The 1,481-nt window shown below is 75.7% G+C and carries 2 protein-coding genes; both read right to left on the bottom strand.

Annotation, left to right across the window (positions count from 1 at the left end; all coding sequences use genetic code 11):
* Nucleotides 1-793, bottom strand: a 793-nt coding sequence (locus AC51EU_RS30455; protein ID WP_496270319.1) for an FAD binding domain-containing protein, incomplete at its 3' end; no start/stop codon positions are given.
* Entirely contained in the window at nucleotides 790-1,407 is a 618-nt protein-coding gene (locus AC51EU_RS30450; RefSeq protein ID WP_496270320.1) for a 2Fe-2S iron-sulfur cluster-binding protein, read from the bottom strand. The genes AC51EU_RS30455 and AC51EU_RS30450, both read right to left, overlap by 4 nt.
* Between the last annotated feature and the right edge of the window lie 74 nt (nucleotides 1,408-1,481).

Raw genomic sequence — 1,481 nt, 5'->3', positions numbered from 1 at the left:
GGCCCCCGTAGGCGAGGGCCACCTGCCGTACGGCGCCGTCGCGCACGGACAGCAGCGCGGCGACGGACACCAGGGCGAAGTCGAACGAGGCGCGGTCGCGGGCCTTGCGATAGCGGGTGCGGGCGCCGGGGACGGGTGGCGGCAGCCCGACCGCGGTGATCATTTCGTCGGGTGCGAGTTCCGTGTCGCGTTCCGGGGTGTCGCCGGGCAGCCGGTGGAAGGACGCCACGGGCAGGGTGCGGACGCCGTCCGGTCCGTGGAGTTCGACGGTGGCGTCGAGGGCGGCGAGGGCGACGGCCATGTCCGAGGGCTGGGTGGCGACACAGTGTGCGGAGTGGCCGAGGACGGCGAGGTCGCGGTGGACGCCCTCGCGGGCGGGGCAGCCGCTGCCCGGTTCGCGCTTGTTGCAGGGCTTGGTGACGTCCTGGAAGTAGGCGCAGCGGGTCCGCTGGAGGAGGTTGCCGCCGGTGGTCGCGATGTTGCGGAGCTGCCCGGAGGCGCCCGCCAGCAGGGCCTGGGACAGGACGGGGTAGCGGTGGCGTACGGCGGGGTGGGCGGCGAGGTCGCTGCCGCGGACGGTGGCGCCGATCCGCAGTCCGCCGCCGGGCAGTTCCTCGACGCGGTCCAGCGGGAGCCGGGCGATGTCGATGAGCGTGTCCGGGGCGGCGACACCGAGCTTCATCAGGTCGACGAGGTTGGTGCCGCCGCCGAGGAACATCGCGCCGGGGTGGGCGGCCTTGGCGCGTACGGCCTCGCCGACGCTGGTGGGGCGCAGGAAGCCGAAGGGTTTCACGACCGTCCCTCCTCACCGTGTCCGGCGCGGTCCCGGGGCGGGTGGTGTGTCCGGTGTGCGGCGTCGGCGACCGCCTCGACGATCCGCGGGTAGGCGCCGCACCGGCACAGATTGCCGCTCATCCGTTCCCGGATCTCGTCCTCGGTCAGCTCCACCGGGGCGCCGGGGGCCGCGGCGTCGGGGGTGACGTGGGAGGGGAACCCGTCCGCCGCCTCGTCCAGCACGCCGGCGGCGGAGCAGAGCTGGCCGGGGGTGCAGAAGCCGCACTGGAGGGCGTCGCGGTCCAGGAAGCTCTGCTGCAACGGGTGCAGCCGCTCCCCGTCGGCCAGGCCCTCGACGGTGGTGATCCGGCGGCCGTCCTGCGCCACGGCGAGCAGCAGGCAGCTGTTGGCCCGGCGGCCGTCGACGAGGACGGTGCAGGCGCCGCACTGGCCGTGGTCGCAGCCCTTCTTGGCGCCGGTGAGGCCCAGACGCTCGCGCAGGGCGTCCAGGACCGTGGTGCGGTGGTCCAGGGACAGCCGGTGCGCGGTGCCGTTGACGTGCAGCGGGACCTCGGAGCGCGCCTCCGGGGGCAGGGCTCCCGCGGGGTCCTGGAGGGGGGTGGTGGGCTCCACGCGCTCGCCTTTCGGTCGGGGTGGGGTGCGTTCCGCCCGCCCGGGGGTGCGGCGCCGCCCGCCGGCGGGGACAG

The organism is Candidatus Streptomyces philanthi, assembly GCF_059553635.1.
The sequence above is the reverse complement of the archived record's forward strand: the minus strand, read 5'-3'. Positions and strand labels throughout refer to the sequence as shown.